The organism is Mycobacterium shinjukuense (assembly GCF_010730055.1).
GTDB lineage: Bacteria > Actinomycetota > Actinomycetes > Mycobacteriales > Mycobacteriaceae > Mycobacterium > Mycobacterium shinjukuense.
On record NZ_AP022575.1, the window covers coordinates 2305660 to 2327406 of the forward strand.

General features: G+C 65.9%; 23 protein-coding genes and 1 pseudogene. 10 read left to right on the forward strand and 14 right to left on the reverse strand.

The window, feature by feature from the left end; all coding sequences use genetic code 11:
• The first annotated feature begins 90 nt into the window (after positions 1–90).
• A complete protein-coding gene (locus tag G6N20_RS10260; RefSeq protein ID WP_083046941.1) occupies positions 91–945 on the forward strand; it encodes a DUF5131 family protein in 855 nt (284 codons plus the stop codon).
• Here G6N20_RS10260 and G6N20_RS10265 read toward each other — a convergent pair.
• The 5 genes from G6N20_RS10265 to G6N20_RS10290 form a co-directional block, all read right to left on the reverse strand.
• Complete coding sequence (locus G6N20_RS10265; RefSeq protein ID WP_142271943.1) at positions 830–1822, reverse strand: three-Cys-motif partner protein TcmP; 993 nt, start codon at positions 1820–1822, stop codon at positions 830–832. The genes G6N20_RS10260 and G6N20_RS10265 overlap by 116 nt on opposite strands.
• Positions 1823–1831: 9 nt before the next feature.
• Positions 1832–2356: a recombination regulator RecX gene (gene recX, locus G6N20_RS10270; RefSeq protein WP_083046940.1), complete on the reverse strand. Its 525-nt coding sequence runs from the start codon at positions 2354–2356 to the stop codon at positions 1832–1834.
• Entirely contained in the window at positions 2322–4478 is a 2157-nt protein-coding gene (gene recA / locus G6N20_RS10275) for an intein-containing recombinase RecA (protein ID WP_083046939.1), read from the reverse strand. Before recA ends, recX begins: the two co-directional genes overlap by 35 nt.
• A gap of 398 nt (positions 4479–4876) precedes the next feature.
• Positions 4877–5071 carry a DUF3046 domain-containing protein gene (locus G6N20_RS10285; RefSeq protein ID WP_408632549.1) on the reverse strand — a complete coding sequence of 65 codons (195 nt, stop codon included), beginning with the start codon at positions 5069–5071 and terminating at the stop codon, positions 4877–4879.
• A gap of 22 nt (positions 5072–5093) precedes the next feature.
• The gene (locus G6N20_RS10290; protein WP_083046937.1) at positions 5094–6260 is read right to left on the reverse strand and encodes a glycosyltransferase; all 1167 of its coding nucleotides are present in this window, start codon (positions 6258–6260) and stop codon (positions 5094–5096) included.
• Positions 6261–6302: 42 nt separating this feature from the next.
• On the opposite strand from G6N20_RS10290, the gene G6N20_RS10295 reads away from it, so the two are divergent.
• Together G6N20_RS10295 and G6N20_RS10300 are read left to right on the forward strand one after the other, a co-directional pair.
• Positions 6303–6755, forward strand: coding sequence for a limonene-1,2-epoxide hydrolase (locus G6N20_RS10295; protein ID WP_083046936.1), 453 nt, complete (start codon positions 6303–6305; stop codon positions 6753–6755).
• A complete protein-coding gene (locus tag G6N20_RS10300; protein ID WP_083046935.1) occupies positions 6752–7147 on the forward strand; it encodes a DUF5313 domain-containing protein in 396 nt (131 codons plus the stop codon). Before G6N20_RS10295 ends, G6N20_RS10300 begins: the two co-directional genes overlap by 4 nt.
• On the opposite strand, the gene pspM is transcribed toward G6N20_RS10300, so the two are convergent.
• The 4 genes from pspM to pgsA all read right to left on the reverse strand — a co-directional run bounded on the left by pspM (position 7144) and on the right by pgsA (position 9929).
• Entirely contained in the window at positions 7144–7950 is an 807-nt protein-coding gene (gene pspM / locus G6N20_RS10305) for a phage shock envelope stress response protein PspM (protein WP_083046934.1), read from the reverse strand. The two genes, G6N20_RS10300 and pspM, sit on opposite strands and share 4 nt — an antisense overlap.
• 10 nt (positions 7951–7960) lie before the next feature.
• Positions 7961–8779, reverse strand: a complete 819-nt coding sequence (pspA, locus tag G6N20_RS10310) for a phage shock protein PspA (protein WP_083046933.1) — start codon at positions 8777–8779, stop codon at positions 7961–7963.
• A 143-nt stretch (positions 8780–8922) separates the two neighbouring features.
• Complete coding sequence (clgR, locus tag G6N20_RS10315; RefSeq protein WP_083047013.1) at positions 8923–9240, reverse strand: transcriptional regulator ClgR; 318 nt, start codon at positions 9238–9240, stop codon at positions 8923–8925.
• 107 nt (positions 9241–9347) lie between these two features.
• Positions 9348–9929 carry a CDP-diacylglycerol--glycerol-3-phosphate 3-phosphatidyltransferase gene (gene pgsA, locus G6N20_RS10320; protein WP_083046932.1) on the reverse strand — a complete coding sequence of 194 codons (582 nt, stop codon included), beginning with the start codon at positions 9927–9929 and terminating at the stop codon, positions 9348–9350.
• An 87-nt stretch (positions 9930–10016) separates the two neighbouring features.
• Here pgsA and G6N20_RS10325 point away from each other — a divergent pair, with 87 nt between their 5' ends.
• Positions 10017–10532, forward strand: a complete 516-nt coding sequence (locus G6N20_RS10325) for an amino-acid N-acetyltransferase (protein WP_083046931.1) — start codon at positions 10017–10019, stop codon at positions 10530–10532.
• Positions 10533–10598: 66 nt separating this feature from the next.
• Here the strand turns inward: G6N20_RS10325 and G6N20_RS10330 are convergent.
• A pseudogene (locus tag G6N20_RS10330) lies at positions 10599–13276 on the reverse strand (DNA translocase FtsK).
• Here G6N20_RS10330 and G6N20_RS10335 point away from each other — a divergent pair.
• Genes G6N20_RS10335 through G6N20_RS10345 form a run of 3 tightly spaced genes read left to right on the forward strand, consistent with a single transcriptional unit; the run spans position 13275 to position 15295 of the window.
• Positions 13275–13586, forward strand: coding sequence for a putative quinol monooxygenase (locus tag G6N20_RS10335; RefSeq protein ID WP_083050172.1), 312 nt, complete (start codon positions 13275–13277; stop codon positions 13584–13586). The pseudogene G6N20_RS10330 and the gene G6N20_RS10335 sit on opposite strands and share 2 nt — an antisense overlap.
• Positions 13586–14419, forward strand: coding sequence for a mycofactocin-coupled SDR family oxidoreductase (locus tag G6N20_RS10340; RefSeq protein WP_083050171.1), 834 nt, complete (start codon positions 13586–13588; stop codon positions 14417–14419). Before G6N20_RS10335 ends, G6N20_RS10340 begins: the two co-directional genes overlap by 1 nt.
• A gap of 3 nt (positions 14420–14422) precedes the next feature.
• A complete protein-coding gene (locus tag G6N20_RS10345; protein ID WP_083050170.1) occupies positions 14423–15295 on the forward strand; it encodes an SAM-dependent methyltransferase in 873 nt (290 codons plus the stop codon).
• 9 nt (positions 15296–15304) lie between these two features.
• Here G6N20_RS10345 and G6N20_RS10350 read toward each other — a convergent pair whose 3' ends face one another.
• The 3 genes from G6N20_RS10350 to thyX all read right to left on the reverse strand — a co-directional run bounded on the left by G6N20_RS10350 (position 15305) and on the right by thyX (position 18768).
• A complete protein-coding gene (locus tag G6N20_RS10350) occupies positions 15305–16981 on the reverse strand; it encodes a ribonuclease J (RefSeq protein ID WP_083050169.1) in 1677 nt (558 codons plus the stop codon).
• 16 nt (positions 16982–16997) lie between these two features.
• Positions 16998–17900, reverse strand: coding sequence for a 4-hydroxy-tetrahydrodipicolinate synthase (gene dapA / locus G6N20_RS10355; protein ID WP_083050184.1), 903 nt, complete (start codon positions 17898–17900; stop codon positions 16998–17000).
• Between the two features lie 115 nt (positions 17901–18015).
• On the reverse strand, positions 18016–18768 hold the full coding sequence (gene thyX / locus G6N20_RS10360) for an FAD-dependent thymidylate synthase (RefSeq protein ID WP_083050182.1): 753 nt from the start codon (positions 18766–18768) through the stop codon (positions 18016–18018).
• Between the two features lie 49 nt (positions 18769–18817).
• Here thyX and G6N20_RS10365 point away from each other — a divergent pair, with 49 nt between their 5' ends.
• From G6N20_RS10365 to G6N20_RS10375, 3 genes are read left to right on the forward strand one after another with little or no spacing between them, the layout of a single operon-like run.
• A complete protein-coding gene (locus tag G6N20_RS10365; RefSeq protein WP_158084776.1) occupies positions 18818–19198 on the forward strand; it encodes a hypothetical protein in 381 nt (126 codons plus the stop codon).
• 35 nt (positions 19199–19233) lie between these two features.
• Complete coding sequence (locus tag G6N20_RS10370; RefSeq protein WP_197745473.1) at positions 19234–19476, forward strand: hypothetical protein; 243 nt, start codon at positions 19234–19236, stop codon at positions 19474–19476.
• On the forward strand, positions 19473–19910 hold the full coding sequence (locus G6N20_RS10375; protein ID WP_083050163.1) for a TA system VapC family ribonuclease toxin: 438 nt from the start codon (positions 19473–19475) through the stop codon (positions 19908–19910). Before G6N20_RS10370 ends, G6N20_RS10375 begins: the two co-directional genes overlap by 4 nt.
• Positions 19911–20003: 93 nt before the next feature.
• Here G6N20_RS10375 and G6N20_RS10380 read toward each other — a convergent pair whose 3' ends face one another.
• A complete protein-coding gene (locus G6N20_RS10380; protein ID WP_083050181.1) occupies positions 20004–21629 on the reverse strand; it encodes a class I SAM-dependent DNA methyltransferase in 1626 nt (541 codons plus the stop codon).
• Positions 21630–21747 lie beyond the last annotated feature (118 nt).

Consider the following 21747-nt stretch of genomic DNA (forward strand, 5'->3'; position numbering starts at 1 on the left):
ACCGCTGATTGGACCAGGCTTGTCAGAGCCGCTGTCTAGCATCTGGGACCGGGTGCTCAGCACGGACAAACGTCATGAAGGGAATCGATAATGTCGGATCGCTCAGCGATCGAATGGACAGAGGCAACTTGGAACCCGGTCACCGGATGCGACCGTGTATCGCCGGGATGCGACCACTGCTACGCAATGACGTTAGCGAAGCGGCTAAAGGCGATGGGCTCCCACAAGTATCAAACCGATGGTGACCCCAGAACCTCCGGTCCGGGATTTGGCGTCACCATCCATCCCCGGAGTCTTGACGAGCCGTTCCGGTGGCGAAGCCCCCGCAAGGTGTTCGTGAACTCGATGGCGGATCTATTTCACGCCAGGGTGGAGCTCTCGTTCATTAGGGAAGTGTTCGACGTGATGCGAGCTACACCACAGCACACTTACCAGATCTTGACCAAGCGCAGCCTGCGACTGCGTCGCCTCGCTCACAAGTTGGAGTGGCCGTCGAATGTTTGGATGGGGGTGTCGGTGGAAAATGTCGACGCCTTCCGCCGTATCGAGGACCTACGACAGGTGCCCGCAGCAGTAAGGTTCCTCTCCTGCGAGCCATTACTCGGGCCCCTGGACGGAATAAATCTAGGTTCGATTGATTGGGTTATCGCCGGAGGCGAATCGGGTCCGAATTTCCGCCCGATCGATCCACAATGGGTTCGTCATATTCGCGATGCCTGCGCTGCCGCTGATGTCCCATTCTTCTTCAAGCAATGGGGTGGTAGAACGCCAAAGGCATTTGGGCGCGAACTGGACGGACGTTGTTGGGATGAAATGCCGCTGATTGAGATTAGAAACCCGGATCCTCGGACCACCAGCCGCTTGTACGCGGATCCCATGTTGGCGACGGCACCCACAGAATCTGCCCAGCGTTCGAATCCTGGACAGCTAGTTCGTCAACGCTGAATAATCCCATCTCGCCACGGTCCTCGGACTCCTTCTGCTGTTTCGCGCTCTTGGCTTGCCGCATCATCTCTGGCTCCTTTTGAGCCGCCCGGTTGTACAGGTGACGCATGATCGCATCGCCGGCCCAGTGATCGGTCGCGAACACCATGTCAAAGATTGTGACCTTATTGTGCATCTGCATGGGAATACGATGCGAATACTTGTATCCCAGCTCATACTCCAGTTTGACGCGCATTAGATTAACCATCTCGGCACGGTAGGCAGGCGCAGTTAGATGATGGCGCCATCGCGCTGCCTGTATCCGCTTCCAATCCGCGTCTCCGTACATGCGGGTGACCTGCTCGATAAACAGTTCCGCGTTCGTGCCCTTCACGCCCCGCGCGATCATAGTGGGTGACATCAACATCCATAGTTCGGTCTTGAGGTTACGAGGGTTCTGGCGAAAGGCGGCGATCTTATTGATCGTTTCCCAATGGACTTCAGCGGCCTGTTGGTCGATGAAAGCGAATGTGGGCGCCCACCGCCAAGGGCCTAGTTCGGCGAGTGTTTCATCGATTGTTACGTTGGAATCGCCGGCTACAACGCGGTACCTACCGTCACCGGGAAAGCGGGTCCGAAGGGCGACGTCCAATTCAGAGGCAAGCGGGTTAAGCTCGCAAAACCGGAGCCGCGTGAAAGGTGGATCAGCTTTCATAGCGATAAGAGAAGAGCCATCAAATTTCTCTCCCGTGTCGCGGTCTATGTTCTCGGGCTGGCCCGCCATCAAGTCGAGGTAGATTCGTTCACGGGAAGTCTGACTAGCCCTGTTGAAGGCCGGGAGGTATCCGGCAAGTATCTCCAGTTTGTTTCGCGTCCAATATGACCATTCTCTAGCCATCGAATCCCTTTAGACGCGCCGGCGTTCCCGCTCGGCGGCCAGCTCGGCGATAACCACCTCGCACGCCAAGGTCTGGCCATACCCGCGGCGGGCCAACATCGCCACCAGCCTGCGGCTCACGCGTACGTCGTCGGTGCCGTCGCCGATCAGCGCCTCCCGCCGCAGCCTGGCCCGTACCAGCTTTTCCGCCCGCCCCCGTTCGGCACCGGCGTCGATGCCCCCGAGCACCGTGGTGATCACGTCGTCGTCGACGCCCTTGGCGTGCAGCTCGGCAGCCAACGCGCGCTTGCTCTTTCCCGCGTTCGCGCGCCTGGACTGAACCCATTGTTCGGCGAAGTCGGTGTCATCCACCAGGCCAACGGCGGCCAGCCGATCCAATACCCGGTTGCTGATGTCTTCGGGGTAGCCGCGCTTGGCCAGCTGGCCGGCTAACTCGGCGCGGGTCCGTGATCGCGCGGTGAGCAGGCGCAGGCACAGTGCCCGCGCCTGCTTTTCGCGCTCAGAAGTCGACGGGGGCGGGCAGGACACCGTCATTTGAGGGGTCATCGGTCACCACTGCACCAATGCCAAGCTTTTCCTTGATCTTCTTCTCGATCTCGTTAGCCACGTCGACGTTCTCCACCAAGAAGTTGCGGGCATTTTCCTTGCCCTGGCCGAGCTGCTCGCCCTCGTAGGTGAACCAGGCACCCGACTTGCGGATGAGGCCCTGATCCACACCCATGTCGATCAGCGAGCCCTCCCTGCTGATTCCCTTGCCGTAGAGGATGTCGAACTCGGCCTGCTTGAACGGCGGGCTGCACTTGTTCTTGACGACCTTGACCCGGGTGCGGTTGCCGACCGCGTTGGTACCGTCCTTGATTGTCTCGACCCGCCGCACGTCCATGCGCACCGACGCGTAGAACTTCAACGCCTTTCCGCCCGTTGTCGTCTCGGGCGAATTGTGCACCATGACACCGTCGGCGAAATAGTTGTGCGAGTCCTCGACTTCGATATCGAAGCGACTCATGATGGGGTAATCAGTCTTTGATTCAATTTCGGTGACACGTGCCGGCATCAGCTCCATAGTTGGTTCGACGAACTGTGGCGTCACTATGCTGCGGCCACGGAACCGCGGCAACAACTTGTACTCCATGCATGGCGCAATATACGGAGCCACTAGTTCCTGAAACTTCGCGGTGGCCGCAGTAGAGAACACCAACACCGCCTTGGCGGCCGCACCAGCCTTCCGCAGTCGTACATCCAGGCCGTAAGTGTCGTGCAGATAGTCACGAAGGCGCGCTTGCGAACCCTCGCTCATCGCCTCAACGCAGATCTCGATTCGCCCGCTTCCGCCTTGTGTGCGCTGCTGCAGGCCCTTAGAGCGGAGGCTAAACGAACCGTCGTCCATGTACCAGATCGCTAGCGACAATGGGGTGAGCCCCTTGAGGTACTCCTCGGAGAGGAACTTCTTTCCATCACCCAAATACACCGCGCTTCGCAACTCGTGAAGTTCCGCAAGCGGGGAAAAGTCAACAAACACTGCGCCCTTGCTATTAACAGTGCGACTGTGTGGGATGTTCTCCAGCAGCGAGACTTTCCAATCAAGATATGCCGATTGCTGGGCTCCGTGTCCTATACGGAGCCGCGCGCTCTCGGAATCCTGTCGAACTGGCGGGGATAGGCATCCATCACCCATCAACGAACCCAACACGACTTCCCACTGCTGATCACTGAGCAGGCATGGCTGTGCCATCATCACTCGATCGCCGACACGTATGTCTTCAGCTTCGCGCCAGCCAGCAGGGGTTCGGATGAGATGGTTGCGAGTCATCGCCAAGCTGGCGTGCCCACGCCCCGTCCCGCTTCCCGCTCGATCGACCTTGAAGTGCAGAAACTCTTCCGTTCTTCCGTTGTTAAACCAATTGGTTACCCTGCGCGGCACAATTTTCCCGGACTCGAAGTCGTATGACATGACCTCGACGTCCATCTTCTGGTTCACAATCTTGCCGAGCTTCTCAATCGATCCGTCGGCCAGCGTGACATTGGTGTACCAGGATCCGCACCCGAACATCACTCCGATCTTGTCCCGGAGCTGGTTGATGAAGATCGCCGTAGTGCCCGAATTATTCAGTGCGCCAGTCATTTTCCGCAACGCCTGGCTCATCAGCCGGGCTTGCAGCCCGACATGGCTGTCGCCCATCTCACCTTCGAGTTCCGCGCGCGGCACCAGCGCCGCCACCGAGTCGATGACCACGATGTCCAGCGCTCCCGAGCGGATCAGCATGTCGGCGATCTCGAGTGCCTGTTCCCCGGTGTCCGGCTGGCTGACCAGCAGGGAATCGGTGTCGACACCGAGCTTCTTGGCATACTCCGGATCCAGCGCGTGTTCGGCGTCGATGAACGCCGCGACACCACCGGCGGCTTGGGCGTTAGCCACCGCGTGCAGGGCCACGGTGGTTTTACCCGAGGACTCCGGGCCGTATATCTCCACCACGCGGCCACGCGGCAGGCCGCCGATGCCCAGGGCAACGTCGAGTGCGATGGATCCAGTCGGAATGACCGAGATCGGCTGACGCGCCTCGTCACCGAGGCGCATCACCGAACCTTTGCCGTAACTCTTCTCGATCTGGGCCACTGCCAGCTCGAGCGCTTTCTCCCGGTCGGGGGTTTGCGTCATGGTGCCTCTCCTGTGGTCGGTGTTCGATTGACCGGTATCGGTCGGTTGGCCGTGACACTAGAGAAGGCCACCGACAAGTCGACTGCTCCGAATGATCACCACAGTAGCCGAACACCTGTTCGATTCAAGTGTGACACGCCGGGTGTGGCAATATCGGCTACCGAAACCGGCAATGAACATCTCCGCGGCGCTGTCCGAAGTCTGCTCTTATGGCGGGTTCTTCGCGCTGACGGTGGGCGGGGACCCGGCGGGATGGCATCCGGTCGATCGGTCCTACGCTAACGGCCGCGCCGATCTGGTCGAGGCCACCGCCCAGCGCTACCACACCACCCAGTTGCGGGTCGGCGCCTCCCTGGTGCACCTCGGCCAGCCGCCCGGCTGTGGTCACCGGAGCAACCTCACCACCGATCGCGGGGAACGTCGAAGTCGGCGCATAAAGCCCGCCAGACATCGCGGGGGTCAACACCGTCCTCGATGGCCTGGGCAGGGGTACGACCGTCGAAGCCGGTCAGCACGTGATCGAGCAGCACCGATGAGCCATAAGCCGCCCCGAAGTGCAGGACGACCCGCTCGTGGAACTCCGTCAGCCGCACGCCAGCCAACATACCCAGCGAGCTACCCCGTCAACGCGAGCGCATCGTGGCAGACCCGCACCGGATCGGCCACCCCGGCGATGCTGGCGGCCGCCCGCCGCGCGGCCTCCCGGAACCCCGGCGACGACAACACCTCGCCGACCGCCGCCACCAGCGCGTCGGCGGTCAACGGCCGGACCAGCCGCGCGCTGCCCTGACGCACCACCCGGTTGGCCATCTCCCACTGGTCCCCGCCGCCGGGCACCACCACCAGCGGCACCCCGGCCAGCAGCGTCTTGGCCACCATGCCGTGGCCACCACCGCAAATCACCAGGTCGGCATGCCTGAGCAGCTCGGCCTGGCTGCCCAGCCCGGCCACCGCCCAGGGCGGCACCGTCAAATCCGCTCCGCCCAGCCGCGACACCACCAGCCGCGATCCCGGGGGCAACGTGTCTCCCGGCCGCAAGCACTGCAGCGCGACCTCGGCCAATCCGGCGGTCCCGGTCAATGCGGTGGACGGCGCCACGACCACCACCGGTCCGCAACCGGCGGGGACCGGCAGCACCCGATCGGTCGGCTCGAAGTGCAGCGGGCCCACCACGACGGCCTCGACCGGCCAGTCCGGGCGGGGAACCTCCAGCGCCGGCAGCGTGGCGATCAGCCGCCGCAGCGGCCCGGGATCGCGGGCCGGCAGCCCGATCTCGACCCGGGCGGCCGCGCGCTGCCGCAGGCCGGCACGCCAGGACCGCCCCGTCAGCGCCCGCATGGTGGCATCGCGCAGCCGGCCGGCGATCCCGGTGCCCGGGGCCAGCCCACTGCCGATCGGCGGCAGCCATTTCGACGGCAGGTACAGCGGATGCGGGTTGAGTTCGATCCACGGGATACCCAGCAGTTCGGCGGCCATGCCGCCGCACGCCGTGATGACGTCGGACACCACCAGATCCGGCGTCAACTCGCGCAGCGCCGGGATGTTGAGCACGGCCATCCGCGCCGCCCGCCGGTGGATCCTGGCCCCGGCGTCCAAGTCCTCGTCGGTGGCCACCAGCCCGTCCAGTTCGACGGCGTCGATGCCGGCCGCGCGGGCGGCGTGCAGCCACTCGACCCCGGTGAACAGGGTCGGCCTGTCGCCCGCTTCGCAGAAGCGCTGGCACAGCGCTATGGCGGGAAACGAGTGCCCCGGATCCGGCCCGGCAACCACGGCAACGCGCATCGGCCTTACCCTGCCACACCGCCCGGCCGTAGGCTGGCAGCCATGGCCGAGCTGACCGAGACATCGCCGGAAACCCCCGAAACCACCGACAACATTCACACCGTCAAAGGATTCCTCAACGCCCTGCAGGACGAAGACTTCGACACCGTCGACGCCGCACTGAGCGACGACCTGGTCTACCAGAACGTCGGGTTTTCCACCATCCGCGGCGGCCGCCGCACGGCGAAGCTGTTGCGCCGGATGCAAGGCCGCATCGGCTTCGAGGTCAAGATCCACCGCATCGGCGCCGACGGCGCCGCGGTGCTCACCGAACGCACCGACGCGCTGATCGTCGGTCCGCTGCGGGTGCAGTTCTGGGTCTGCGGCGTGTTCGAGGTGCGCGACGGGCGAATCACCTTGTGGCGGGACTACTTCGACGTCTACGACATGCTCAAGGGGTCCCTGCGCGGTCTGGCCGGGCTGCTGATCCCGTCACTGAAGGCGACGCTGCAATGAGCGGCGACGCCAGCGGCACCAAGCCAAACCCGCTGCAGTACATCCGCTATTGCTACGGCGGGCGGCTACCCGACTCGATGCGCGACTGGGTGCGCAACGACCTGGCCGGCAAGGGCGCGGCCGCCCGGATGATGATCCGCGTCGCGGTTCCGGCCGTGCTGGTGCTGGCCCCGTTCTGGCTGATCCCGACGACGCTGGACGTCCACCTGAGCATGACGCTGCCGATCCTCATCCCGTTCGTGTATTTCTCGCACGCGCTCAACAAGATCTGGCGCCGGCACATGCTGCGCGTGCACAACCTCGACCCCGGCCTCGTCGACGAACGCGCCCGCCAACGCGACGCCCATGTCCACCGGGCGTATATCGAACGCTACGGGCCACGGCCGGACTAGTGGCCCGGCAGCCCGCCGAGCTCGTCGAACGCTTGCGCCCAACCCATCAACCGATCGGTGGCGTCGGCCAGCTCTTCGCGGTAGCGCTGCTGCGTCCGGCCGGCCCCGGTCTCACCGTTCGCTGACGAGACCAATTGCGCTGCGGCGGTGACCATTCCGTTGTACTGACGGACACCTGCGCCCAGCTGCGCGGTGAAGGCGTTGATGGTGGGCACCAGATACGGCCGGGAACTCGCGGAATCGTGCGCGGCCCGCTCCATCGAGACCACCTCGGCGGCGGTGGCCGCCATCGCGGCCGAAGTCTGGTGGGCCGCGGCCGCCAAGTCCCCGATCTCGGCGGCCGGCAACATCGCGCCGCGCTCGATCACGCCCAACAGCGAGAAGAAGCCGCGTTCGGAGGCGCCCAGCGCGGACATCGCGGGTCGCGCGGCCGAGCCAGGTGGGGGCAGCCGGCGGGTGATGGCCGGCCGCTGCGCCGGCAGCGGCTCCGACCGCAGCCAGAAGTAGCGAAAGAACAACAACGTCGCGGGAATGGCCTGCACAACCGCGATCGCCCCGGTGATCTGCAGCAGCAACACAAACCAGCCCCAGGCCGCCAGCACCGCCGTCAGCGCCGCCCAAAACAGGCACCCGGCGCTGAAGATCACGGCCCACCGCAGCGCGCGGCGGCGACGACGAAGCAACCGCGCCCGCGGATCGGTCGCGGCGCTGATCTTGCTGGCGATGAGGTCGGATAACTCGGCGACGGCGTCGAATCCGCGCTGCAGCAACACCCGCGGGCGCTGCGTCGACCTCACCGCCATCGGAAACCGTCTACTGCTGGCCGAACGGCTGCTCGGCGATCGTGCCGCGGGTGTCGGTGGCCGGGGTCGGAGGGGCCGGGGCGGGGGTACCGCCAGCCGGCAAGGCTTCCCCGCGCATCGACGCGCGGATCTGCTCCAGCCGTGAGTGACCGGCCATCTGGATGCCGGCCTGCTGGACTTCCAACATGCGGCCCTGCACCGAGCTCTGCGCGAGTTCGGCCGCACCGAGCGCGTTGGCGTACCGGCGTTCGATCTTTTCGCGCACCTCGTCGAGGCTCGGGGTGGTGCCCGGTGCGGCGAGCTCACTCATCGACCGCAGCGAGGCGCTCACCTGCTCCTGCATCTTGGCCTGTTCGAGCTGGCTGAGCAGCTTGGTGCGCTCGGCGATTTTCTGCTGCAGCACCATCGAGTTCTGCTCGACGGCCTTTTTGGCCTGAGCCGCCGCGGCGAGCGCCTGGTCGTGCAGCGCCTTGAGGTCTTCGACGCTCTGCTCGGCCGTCACCAGCTGGGCGGCGAACGCCTCGGCGGCGTTGGTGTACTCGGTCGCCTTGGCGGCATCCCCGGCGGCGGTGGCCTGGTCCGCCAACGTCAGCGCCTGACGCACGTTGACCTGGAGCTTCTCGATGTCGGCCAGCTGGCGGTTGAGCCGCATCTCCAGTTGGCGCTGGTTGCCGATCACCTGTGCCGCCTGTTGAGTCAGCGCCTGGTGGGTGCGCTGGGCTTCCTCGATGGCCTGCTGGATCTGCACCTTGGGGTCGGCGTACTCGTCGATCTTGGAACTGAACAGCGCCATCAGGTACTTCCACGCTTTGACGAACGGATTGGCCATCAGTTAGCTCCGCCTTCGCTTTGTTGTGTGCCGGATGGGCCCCGGATGTGCCCGGCGCTACCCTGCCGCTCAATTTAACGGTTCAGCGCGGATCGCCCCACCCAAGGTGGCGCACTTGTGGTCGACTCGCGAGGCGAGGGCACTCAGGCCACCGCCAACGACACGACCGGGGGTATGACGATCTTGGTGCTGGCGTCGATCGTGGTGGCGGTGTGGGCCGCGCGTTCTTCGCGCGCCATCCGTTCGCCGGCATCCAGCAGCACCTCCGACAACGGCACCCGCAGCGCGTCGCAAATCGCGTTGAGCAGCTCGCTCGAGGGCTCCTTGCGGCCGCGCTCGACCTCCGACAGGTACCCGAGGCTCACTCGTGCCGCATCGGACACCTCGCGTAATGTTCGGCCCTGCGACGTGCGGGCCCCGCGCAGCACCTCGCCAATGACCTCGCGCACCAATGACGCCATGGTGGTCTCCTTCGTCCGGTCCCGCTTGGTCGACACCACACCGGCAGCGCAGCAAGCAGTTGTCATCAGGTGAACGCCGGTGCCGGTGGCGTTGGTTCCCGGTGGACCTACGATCCGCGGTTCAGCCGGCCCATCTCCCGGCCCATCTCCCTGATGGTGGACGCGACATAGTCGACGCCGGTGACCACGGTGAGCACGATCGCCGCGGCCATCACGATCTGCGCCCCCACGTGCAGCGGACCAGACAGCGGCAAGACGAACAACCCGATCGCCACCGCCTGCACCACGGTTTTGAGTTTGCCGCCCCAGCTGGCCGGAATGACGCCGCGACGAATCACGGCCAAGCGCAACACCGTCACCCCGAACTCGCGGGTCATGATGACGACCGTCACCCACCATGGCAGGTCGCCCAGCATCGACAACCCGATCAGCGCCGAGCCGATCAGGGTCTTGTCCGCAATCGGATCGATAAACGCACCGAATTCGGTTGCCATTCCGTAGTTGCGGGCCAACAGGCCGTCGAATCGATCGGTAATGCAGGCGACCGCGAATATCGCCCAGGCCACCACGCGGGCGGTCGAGTGGTGGCCGCCCCCATAGAACAAGGCAAACAAGAAAATTGGGACCAGCGCGAGACGCACGAGGGTGAGGATATTGGCGAGGTTGGCGATACTGGCGCGCCCTGGCATCTGATCGGTTTGAGGCTGCCCCGACACGGCAAACAGAATAACGGCTGACCAGCTCGACTGGCTCTCGATGTCGATACTGTTTCAGACGTGACCCAAAGTCCACGGGATTGCCGGCCGGTGGTACGGCGCGCGCGAACCTCCGATGTGCCCGCGATCAAACAACTCGTCGACACCTATGCGGGAAAAATCTTGCTGGAAAAGAATCTGGTGACCCTCTATGAAGCGGTTCAGGAATTCTGGGTGGCCGAACACGAGGGCAATGTGGTCGGTTGCGGGGCGCTGCACGTGTTGTGGTCCGACCTCGGCGAAATCCGTACCGTCGCGGTGGACCCGGCGATGACCGGCCGCGGTATCGGACACGCGATCGTCGACCGGCTTCTGCAGGTCGCCCGGGACCTGCAGCTGCGGCGCGTGTTCGTGTTGACCTTCGAGACCGAGTTCTTCGGAAAGCACGGGTTCACCGAGATCGAGGGCACACCGGTGACCGCGGAGGTGTTCGACGAGATGTGCCGGTCCTACGACATCGGGGTCGCCGAATTCCTGGACCTGAGCTATGTCAAGCCCAACATCCTGGGCAACTCCCGGATGCTGCTGGTGCTGTAGTGCGCCGAGCAGACGCAAAATCCCCAAACCGTGCGGTTTTGGGGGATTTTGCGTCTGCTCGCCGGGCTACTCGCCGCCGTCTGGCCCAACACAAAGGCCCCGGATCGCGGCCAGCGTCGCCGCCAACTCGTCGGGCTTGACGAGCACCTCGCGGGCCTTGGAGCCTTCGCTGGGCCCGACGATGCCGCGGGTCTCCATCAGATCCATCAGCCGGCCGGCCTTGGCGAAGCCCACCCGCAGCTTGCGCTGCAGCATCGAGGTGGAGCCGAACTGGCTGGACACCACCAGCTCCACGGCCTGCAGGAAGACATCCATGTCGTCGCCGATGTCGGGGTCGACATCGGCGCGCTCGCCGGTGGGTTTTGCGGTGGTGACGCCCTCGGTGTATTCGGGCTCGGCTTGTTCCTTACAGGCGGTGACGACGGCGTGGATCTCGTCATCGGAGACGTAGGCGCCCTGCAGCCGGAGGGGTTTGCTGGCACCCATCGGCAGGAACAGGCCGTCGCCCATGCCGATCAGCTTTTCGGCGCCCGCCTGATCCAGGATCACCCGGCTGTCGGTGAGCGAGGAGGTCGCAAACGCCAGCCGGGACGGCACGTTGGTCTTGATCAGCCCGGTGACCACGTCCACCGACGGGCGCTGGGTGGCCAGCACCAGGTGGATGCCGGCGGCTCGGGCCTTCTGGGTGATCCGCACGATGGCGTCCTCGACGTCGCGCGGCGCGGTCATCATCAGGTCGGCCAGCTCGTCGACGATCGCCACCACGTACGGGTAGGTTTGGTACACCCGCTGGCTGCCCAGCGGCGCGGTGATGGCGCCGGATCTGACCTTGTCGTTGAAGTCGTCGATGTGCCGCACCCGGGACGCCTGCATGTCCTGGTAGCGCTGCTCCATCTCGTCCACCAGCCAGGCCAGCGCGGCCGCCGCCTTTTTCGGCTGGGTGATGATCGGCGTGATCAGATGCGGAATGCCTTCATACGGCGTCAGTTCCACCATCTTCGGGTCGATCAGGATCATCCTGACCTCTTCCGGGGTGGCCCGGGTCAGCAGCGACACCAGCATGGAGTTGACGAAGCTGGACTTGCCGGACCCGGTGGACCCGGCGACCAACAGGTGCGGCATCTTGGCCAGATTCGCCGAGATGAAGTCGCCTTCGATGTCCTTGCCCAGCCCGATCACCAGCGGATGGTGGTCGCGGCGGGTCGACGGCGCGGTGAGCACGTCGGCCAGCCGCACCATTTCCCGATCGGTGTTGGGCACCTCGATGCCGACCGCGGACTTGCCCGGGATCGGGGCCAGCATGCGCACGCTTTCGGTGGCCACCGCGTAGGCGATGTTGCGCTGCAGCGCGGTGATCTTCTCCACCTTGACCCCGGGCCCCAGCTCGACCTCGTACCGGGTGACGGTGGGCCCGCGGGTGCAACCGGTGACCGCCGCGTCGACCTTGAACTGGGTCAGCACCTCTGCGATGGCGCCGGCCATGTGGTTGTTGGCGGCACTGCGCTTCTTGGGCGGATCGCCGGCGATCAGCAGATCTAGCGACGGCAGCGTGTAGGGACCTTCGACGACCCGGTCCAGTGCTTGGGTGTCGTGTTGTCGGGACCCACGCCGGCGAGTCCGCGCCACGGCGGGTTCCGGGGTCGTCGGGAGACCGTCCCCGTGCTGCGGTGGGTTGGCCGACGGCCAGGCCGGTGGCTGGTCGTCACGCGCCATGTCGTCGTACCCGTCGGAGAAGTCGTCCGGGGCCACCTCGACCGTGTCGGCGTCGTCGCCGGCGAAATCGCGGTCCTGGTAGTCGTCGGTGTAGTCGTGCTGGAACATCCGGGTGCCGAACATGCCGCGCACCGCGTCGGGCACCTCGCGCAAGGTGATACCGGTCAGCAGCAGCAGCCCGAACAGCGCACCGATGAACAGCAGCGGCGCCGCGATCCAGGCGGTCAGACCGTCCGACAGCGGCCCCCCGATGGCGAAACCGACGAACCCCGCCGCGCGCCGACGCAGCTCGGGGGCCTCGGGGGAACCCGCCCACAGGTGGCACAGGCCGAGAAAGGACAGCGCGATCAGGCTGGCGCCGAGGATCAGCCTGGGCCGCGTGTCGGGGTTGGGCGGGGTGCGCATCAACACCACCGCCACGCCGGTGGCGACCAGCGGCGCCACGATGACGGCCGATCCGATGAACGTCCGTAGCACCGCGTCGACCCACGCGCCGACCGGCCGGGCGGCGTCGAACCACGAGCTCGCGGCGACCACCACGGCAAGACCCAGCAGCACCAGCGCGAGTCCGTCGCGGCGATGTCCGGGGTCGATGTCGCGGGCTCGGCCGATCGAGCGGGCCGCGCCGCCGGTGCCCTTGGCCGCCATCATCCAGGTCGCGCGTACCACCCGCCCGCAGGTCAGTCCGGCCGAGACCAGCACGGACCGATGTCGCCGCCGGGCGGGCCGACCAACCCGGCCGACGGGCTGGGTCGCACGCCTTCGGGGCGCACCTGCCCGCCCACCTCGGGCCGCGGCCCGCGACGTGGCCTTTGACCTGCTCGTTCGGGCCGCGGAGCGGGCGGCGGTCTTACTAGCCATGCCCGCAAGCCTAGTCGCAAACACACCATCTGCACCACCCGCCACACTGGTAACGTCAGTGTCTACCCGGTGTGCTCACCCGGGTACCGAAAGGCCTGGGTAGGGTGACACATTGGTGACAACGGTCGTGCCGCGTCACGCCATAATCCGTTCCCAGGAGGCCCCGCCATGCCTGTCGTCGTCGCCACGCTGACCGCCAAACCCGAATCGGTGGACGCCGTCCGCGACGTCCGCGCCACCACGGTCGCGGAGGTCCAGGACGAGCCCGGCCGCCAGCGGAACGCGCCGCACCAAACGGGTGAGACGGTCGTCGTCGTCGAGCAATGGGCCGACGGCGAGGCGCAGCACGCCCACCGCACCGCCCCCCCGGTGGCCAAGACGTTCAAGGCGGCCGGCGAGCACCTGGCCAGGCAGCCCGATGTGACGATGCTGCCGGCGATGCCGGCCGGCGACGCGAGCACACGGCAGCTCCGCTGCTGATGAACCCGTCGACGCACGGCCCGCTGCACGGGCGGGTAGCCTTCATCACCGGCGCCGCGCGCGGCCAGGGCCGCGCCTACGCGGTTCGGCTGGCGGCCGATGGTGCCAACGTGATCGCGGTTGACCTGTGCGGGCAGATCGCCAGCGTGCCCTATCCGCTGGGCACCTGGGAGGACCTGCAGACCACCGCCCAGCTCGTCGAGGACACCGGCGCCCGAGTGGTGGCCCGGCGGAGCGATGTCCGCGATCGCGCGTCGCTGTCCGCCGCGTTGCAGGCCGGCCTGGAGGAGTTCGGCCGGCTCGACATCGTTATCGCCAATGCCGGTATCGCGCCGCTGCAGGCGGGTGGTGACGGCTGGTACGACGTCATCGACGTCAACCTCACCGGCGCCTACCACACGGTTGAAGTCGCGATACCGACGATGGTCGAGCAGGGCGCCGGCGGGTCGATCGTGCTGATCGGTTCGGCGGCGGGACTGGCCGGCATCGGCACCGCCGATGCCGGCTCCATCGGCTACACCGCCGCCAAGCACGGGGTGGTGGGGTTGATGCGGCTCTACGCCAAGCTGCTCGCCCAGCACAACATTCGCGTCAACTCGGTGCATCCATCCGGGGTCGACACGCCGATGTTCAACAACCCGTTCACCCAGCAGTGGCTGGCCGATCTGGTCGGAGAGCCCGGCTCGACGCCGGGTATCGGCAACGCGCCGCCGGTGCAGATCCTGCAGGCCAAAGACATCGCCGACGCCGTGGCATGGCTGGTGTCGGATCAGGCTCGTTTTATCACCGGCGTCGCCTTGCCGGTCGATGCGGGCTGGGTGACCAATCGGTAGCCGATGGCCCGAAATCCCGCTGCACAGACCGCTTTTGGCCCCATGGTGCTGGCGGCGGTGGAGCACAACGAGCCGCCCGGCCGACGGCTGGTGGACGACGACCTCGCCGATCTGTTCCTGCCCGCACCGCTGCGCTGGCTGGTCGGTGCCACCCGGCTGGCCCCGCTGCGCCGGCTACTCGTCGGGGCGTCGGAGTGGACCGGCCGCGGTCTGTGGGCAAATCTTGCCTGCCGCAAGCGTTTCATCGGCGACAAGCTCGACGAAGCGCTCGACGATATCGACGCCGTCGTCATCCTGGGCGCCGGATTGGACACCCGCGCCTACCGGTTGACCCGGCGGGTCCGCATCCCGGTGTTCGAGGTAGACCTGCCGGTCAACATCGCCCGCAAGGCCAAAACGGTTCGACGAGTGCTGGGCGAGTTGCCGCTGTCGGTCCGCTTGGTGGCGCTGGATTTCGAGCACGACGACCTGCTGACCGCCCTGGCCGAGCATGGCTATCGCACCGACTACCGCGTCTTCTTCATCTGCGAGGGCGTGACCCAATACCTCACCGAACACGCCGTACGCAGGGTCTTGGAGGGGCTGCGCGCGGCCGCGCCGGGCAGTCGCATGGTGTTCACCTACGTGCGCAGGGATTTCATCGACGGCGCCAATCGGTATGGCGCCCGGACGCTGTACCGCTCGGTAAGGCAACGACGTCAACTGTGGCACTTCGGCCTGGCGCCCGAAGAGGTGACGGGTTTTATCGCCGAATACGGTTGGCGGCTGGTGGAGCAGGCCGGACCCGACGAGCTCGTCCAGCGCTATGTCCAGCCCACCGGCCGCGCGCTCGAGGCGTCACAGATCGAATGGTCGGCCTACGCGGAAAAGACCTAGGGCCAAGCGTCACACCTCGATGACCGTCGGCACGATCATCGGCTGCCGGCGATACGTTTCGCCGACCCACTTGCCGACGGTGCGGCGCACGCCCTGGGCGATCCGGATCGGATCGGTGACGTTGGCGGCGACCAGTGATTCCAGCTCGGCCTCGACCTTGCGCACCGCGGGTTCCAACGCCTTGGGGTCCTCGGAGAAGCCGCGTGAATGCAGGTGCGGCGTGGCCACCGGGCGGCCGGTGCCGCGCTTGACCACCACGGTCACCGCGACGAAGCCCGACGACAGGATGAGCCGTTCGCCCAGGGTGATGTCGCCGACGTCGCCGGTGATCAGACCGTCGACGAACATCTTGCCGACCGGAACCGCCCCGGCGATGCTGGCCTTGCCGGCGACCAGGTCGACGCTGACACCGTTCTCGGCCAACAGGATCGACTCTTCCGGCACCCCGGTGCGGGCAGCGAGCTTGGCGTTGGCCCGCAGCATCCGCCAGGTCCCATGCACCGGCATCACGTGGCGGGGCCGCACCCCGTTGTAGAGGAACAGCAGCTCACCGGCGTAGGCGTGGCCGGAAACATGCACCCGGGCTTGGGCGTTGGTGACGACTCGGGCACCGATCTTGGCTAGAGCGTCGATGACGCCGTAGACCGCCTCCTCGTTGCCGGGGATCAGCGACGACGACAGCACGATGAGATCACCCGAGGTCAGCGTGATGCTGCGATGCTCGCCACGCGACATGCGCGACAGCGCCGACATCGGTTCCCCCTGGGTGCCGGTGGTGATCAGCACCACCTGATCGGGCGCCATCATCTCGGCCGCGCCGATGTCGATCAGGTCGGACTCGGCCACCCGCAAAAAGCCTAGCTCACGCGCGATTCCCATGTTGCGCACCATCGATCGCCCGACGAAAGACACCCGTCGACCCAGGGCCACCGCGGCGTCGATGATCTGCTGCACCCGGTCCACGTTGGAGGCGAAGCACGCCACGATCACCCGGCCCTCCGCGCCCCGGATCAGCCGGTGCAGGGTCGGGCCCACCTCGCTCTCCGACGGGCCGACGCCGGGTAGCTCGGCGTTGGTCGAGTCGCACAGCAACAGGTCCACACCGGCGTCGCCGAGCCGCGACATGCCCGGCAGGTCGGTGGGGCGGCCGTCCGATGGCAATTGGTCGAACTTGATGTCGCCCGTGTGCAGGATGGTTCCCGCGCCGGTGTACACCGCGATGGCCAACGCATCCGGCGTGGAATGGTTGACGGCGAAGTACTCACACTCGAACACACCGTGCCTGCTGCTGTGCCCCTCGCCGACCTCGACCACCACCGGTTTGATGCGGAACTCGCGGCATTTGGCGGTGACCAGCGCCAGGGTGAACCTGGAGCCGACGATCGGGATGTCCGGCCGCAGCTTGAGCAGGAACGGAATCGCCCCGATGTGGTCCTCGTGCCCGTGGGTCAGCACCAGCGCTTCGATGTCGTCGAGCCGGTCTTCGATATGGCGCAGGTCCGGCAGGATCAGGTCGACGCCGGGCTCGTCGTGCGTGGGGAACAACACTCCGCAGTCGACGATCAGCAGCCGGCCCAGGTGTTCGAAAACCGTCATGTTGCGGCCGATTTCGCCGATACCGCCGAGCGCGGTGACCCGCAACCCGCCCGTGGCCAACGGACCGGGCGGGGCGAGGTCCTCGTTCACAGGCTCGCCCTCTGGCTCACCGCAGCACCGAGGCCGCACGCATGTCGGCGGCCAACGCGTCGATCTGCTCCCGTGTCGCACCCACCTGCGGCAGCCGGGGATCGCCGACGTCGATGCCCTGCAGCCGCAGACCCGCCTTGGCCAATGTCACCCCACCCAGGCGGCTCATCGCGTTGTGCAGCGGGCCCAGCGCGACGTTGATCTTGCGCGCGGTGGCGATGTCTCCGCAACCGAAGGCGGACAACAGCTCTCGAAGCTGACCGGCCGCCAGATGACCGATCACGCTGATGAAGCCGACGGCGCCCATGGCCAGCCAGGCCAGGTTGAGCGCGTCGTCGCCGGAGTAATAGGCCAGTCCGGTGTCGGCCATGATCTGGGCGGCGCTGGGCAGGTCGGCTTTGGCGTCCTTGACCCCGACGATGTTGGGGTGCGCCGCCAACGCGCGAATGGTGTCCGGCTCGATGGGCACCCCCGACCGCCCGGGGATGTCGTAGAGCAGCATCGGCAACTCGGTCGCATCGGCGACGGCGGTGAAGTGTGCTTGCAGCCCCCGCTGTGGCGGCTTGGAGTAGTAGGGCGTGACCACCAGCAGCCCGTGCGCGCCCTCGGCCGCGCAGGCCTTGGCCAGCCGGACGCTGTGCGCGGTGTCGTAGCTGCCCGCGCCGGCGATGACGCGGGCCCGGTCGCCGACCGCGTCCAGGACGGTTCGCAGCAGCTCGATCTTCTCGTCGTCGGAGGTGGTCGGCGACTCGCCGGTGGTACCCGAGACCACCAGGCCGTCGCACCCCTGGTCCACCAGGTGGTTCGCCAGCCGCGCCGCGGCAACGGTGTCCAGGGAGCCGTCGGCGCCAAACGGTGTCACCATCGCGGTCAGCAGCGTTCCCAGGCGGGCGGGAACGTCGAATCCGACGGTGCTCACGGTGTTCAAGGTTACCTGGCGGCACCACGCTTTCTGCTACCGCCGCGAGCGCGTGTGTTTGTCCGGTGACACGCCGCGCGGACTGCACATTTGCAGGCGCGCCTGGCTCAGGCTTTCAGGCTTCGGTAGCGAAAGGACTCGTCGCGACCTCGGTGCCGTCGGCCAGCGTGGTGACCTCGAAGTCGGCGAACACCGCGGGGGCCACGCCGGCGAGCTGGCGCAGGCACTCGATGGCCAGTCGCCGGATTTCCACGTCGGCGTGCTCACTGGCCCGCATGGCGATGAAATGCCGCCAGGCCCGGTAGTTGCCGGTCACCACGATGCGGGTTTCGGTGGCGTTGGGCAGCACCGCGCGGGCGGCCTGGCGGGCCTGCTTGCGGCGCAAAACGGCGTTGGGCTGCTCGGCGAACTTGGCTTGCAGCTTGGTCAGCAGCTCGGTGTAGGTGGCGCGGGCGGAGTCGGCGGCCTCGGTCAGGATGTGGCGCAAGTCGGCGTCGTCCTCCATACCGGGCGGCACGACGACCCGCGAGTCTTTCTCGGGCACGTAGCGCTGGGACAGCTGCGAGTAGGAGAAATGGCGGTGGCGGACCAGCTCGTGGGTGCACGATCGCGAGATGCCGGTGATGTAGAACGACACGCTGGCGTGCTCGAGCACCGAGAAATGTCCGACGTCGATGATGTGCCGGATGTAGCCGGCGTTGGTCGCGGTCTTCGGATTGGGCTTGGACCAGCTCTGATAGCAGGCCCGGCCGGCGAACTCGACCAGCGCCTCTCCACCGTCGGCGTCGGTGGTCCAGGGCACGTCCGGTGGGGCCAAGAAGTCGGTCTTGGCGATCAGTTGCACGCGCAGCGGCGCGGTCTCGGCCACGGCGCTCACCTTAACGCGGGTGAACTGGCCGCAATGAGACGAGTTCGGTGTGGCAGGTCAGGACCGACGCGCGGCGCAGGCGCGGGTCCGCGGTGAGCAGGGGGATGTCGAGGTGGCTGACCAGTGCCACGTCGAGCGCGTCGTAATGCGTGAGGTTGTGCCGCAGGGTCCAGGCTCGTCGAGCATGCGCGCCGGCGGGTGGATAGCGGTCGTTGACAAGCAGGCCGCCGACGCGCAGCGCGGCAGCAGGTTGCCAAACTCGGCGTCGATCACATGTGGTGCGTGCCATCGCATCCCGGGCAGCCGTGCCCGCAACAGGTCGGCCTCCGCGGTCTTGCCGACCAAGGCCAGCACCAGCGCCGACGTCGTCGATAACGTCGTCGTTCACCGCCGGTGCACCGCCGGTCTAGAGCCAGGTCCGCGGCGCTGATATGGTTGTATGGTTTTGTTGATATGGTTCGCAGTATGAAGACCACCGTGAATCTTCCCGACGAGCTCGTCCGAGCGGCTCAGGAACTTGCGCGCCGTGAACGGACCACCTTGCGGGAGTTGATCGAAACTGGGCTGCGCGGCGTCGTCGAGCAACGCTGCGGCGACTCACGGTTCGCACTTGCCGACGCAAGCGTCGACGGCGAGGGCTTACAGCCATCGTTTCGCGGGGCGTCCTGGGAAAAGATTCGGAACACGATCTACCAAGACCCGGCATGATCGCCGTCGATACCAACATCCTGGTGTACGCACACCGGCGCGACGCCGAATTCCACGCCGTGGCGGCGCCCACCGTGAAGGCGCTCGCCGAGGGAAGACCGGCCTGGGCGATACCGTGGCCATGCCTGCACGAGTTCTTCGCGATCTGCACGCACCCAAAGATCTACAACCCGCCCAGCACCCGAAGCCAAGCGATCGCCCAAATCGATGCGTGGCTTGCTTCGCCAACGCTGTCCGTGCTGGGTGAGCCGACTGGCTATTGGGACCAACTGAAGACGATGCTCACGGCCGGCAGGATCGTCGGGTCCATGGTGCACGACGCCAGGATCGCCGCACTCTGCGCATCCCACGGTGTGCGTGAATTATGGTCGGCCGACCGGGATTTCGGACGCTTCAGTTCTACGCTGCTCGTGCGAAATCCGTTGGTCAGCTGATCGATCGGCGCGCTTGTTCCGCGTAGCGCGGCGACTCTTCTTTAAGCCCGAAGTTCCCTCCCGCTTGGCTACGAATCAATATTCCGGCCGTATTCACCAGTCGATTCGCTTCAGCTGTTCTCGCACAACCTTTTCCAGCCGCGCCGACTCGTCGAATGCCGCCCTGAGCTGCGTCGTTAGCCGCGCAATCTTCCGATCTGCGGGCTCTTCGTCGTCCTTGACATCAGGTGCACCCACATATCTCCCTGGTGTTAGCGCATAATCCTCTGCCTTGATATCCGTCAGCGTGACTGACCTACAAAAGCCCGTAACATCCTCATAGGTCAGGCCCTTCACAGCAGCCGACGTTGATCCGCGCCACGCATGGTAGGTCTCGCCGATGCGCAGGATCTCTTCGGTGGACAGCGCCCGCTCGGCCCGGTCAACCATGTAGCCGAATTCGCGTGCATCGACAAACAACACCTGCCCGGATCGGTCAACCGACCCCTGCGCGCCTGCCGTCTTGTCTTTGGCGAAGAACCATAGACACACCGGAATTCCGGTGCTACGGAATAGCTGAGTAGGAAGTGCAACCATGCACGAAACTAGATCTGCTTCAACGATCTTGGCACGAATGTCACTCTCTCCGTTGGAGTTCGAGGACATCGAACCGTTTGCCATCACCACCCCAGCCTGGCCTCCGGGCGCCAATTTGGACAAGATGTGCTGGATCCACGCATAGTTTGCGTTGTTGGCCGGCGGGATACCGAAGCGCCAACGTGGGTCCACTTCGTTGCGGGCCCAGTCCTTGATGTTGAACGGAGGATTGGCCATCACGTAGTCCATCGGCACGTTCGGGTGCTGGTCGCAGATGAACGTGTCAGCCCACCGCGGGCCAAGCCCTGTGTTGTCGATCCCATGGATGGCAAGGTTCATCTTTGCCATCCGCCAGGTCTGTTCGACGCTTTCCTGGCCGTAGATCGAAATGTGGTTGGGGTCGCCATTGTGCTCATCAATGAACTTCTCGGTCTGCACGAACATGCCGCCGGATCCACAGCACGGGTCATACACCCGACCTCGGGCCGGCGCCAGTACCTCGACGATCACCTTGACCACACTTGGCGGCGTAAAGAACTCCCCACCCCGCTTTCCTTCCGCATGAGCGAAATTGGCGAGGAAGTACTCGTACACCTCACCCATCAGATCCCGTGCGCGGTGCTCACCCTGCCGGCAAAAGCGCGCGCCGCTGAACAGGTCGATCAGCTCGCCCAGCCGGCGCTGGTCGATGTTGTCTTTGTGGTAGATCCGCGGCAGCGTGCCAGCCAGTGTCGGGTTGGCCGCCATCACCGCGTCCATCGCTTCGTCGATGAGCTGACCGATGTTCTTCGCCGGCTCATCACCGACCGCCGGCTTGCCGTTCGCATTCTGCGCCAAGTACTTCCAGCGAGCGTTAGGTGGAACCACGAACGCACCGTGTCCAAAGCATTCCTCAGGGTCGTCGACCGGATCTTCGATCTGAGACTCGCCCGGGCTGTTGGCCGCCATTTCCGCACGGATCGCTGCACGCCGTTCGTCGTAGGCGTCGGAAACGTACTTGAGGAACACCAGGCCGAGGACCACGTCCTTGTATTGGCTGGCCGACAGCGACCCACGCAGCTTGTCGGCGGCCTTCCACAGAGTATCCTTGAGCTCCTTCCTCGTCGACGGGGCCTGCGGCCCCCGCTTCTTCCTCGGCGACATCCCCGGATCCTTCCTATCGGTGCCCCGCGCGATGCCCGACATGGCGGGTTTCGCGTCGAGCATCAAGGCCCAGCGGCGACCCCGTGGGCCAACGCCTTCTCGAGGTCGCATGCCGTGG